Genomic DNA, 300 nt, shown 5'->3' on the forward strand with positions numbered 1-300 from the left:
GACTGGATGTCGTTGACGATCAGGTTGGGATAGATCAGCAGATTGCGGTTGTGGTCGGCCATCCTTTCGGCGCGTTCGGCGCGATACAGCTCGACGAGCCGTGCCCGCAGCCTCTCGATTTCCGGCCGCGTCGACTCACCGAATTGCTTCTCCCACTTGGCGATCGGCCGGCCCCACGGTGCCACATATTCCATCACGGCATGTCCATGGCCTAATCTGAAGTTAAGGCTGTTGAAATAGGCGAATATCCGGGTTGACCTGGGGATTCGCTGGTTGGTGGGGTGGGTTGTTCTGGCTACG

1 pseudogene is annotated in these 300 nt (G+C 58.7%); it reads right to left on the minus strand.

What is annotated here, in order from left to right:
• A pseudogene (locus tag FPZ47_RS28055) lies at nucleotides 1–194 on the minus strand (aromatic ring-hydroxylating dioxygenase subunit alpha); the annotation flags it as partial.
• Nucleotides 195–300 lie beyond the last annotated feature (106 nt).

The organism is Mycobacterium helveticum, from assembly GCF_007714205.1.
Classification (GTDB): domain Bacteria; phylum Actinomycetota; class Actinomycetes; order Mycobacteriales; family Mycobacteriaceae; genus Mycobacterium; species Mycobacterium helveticum.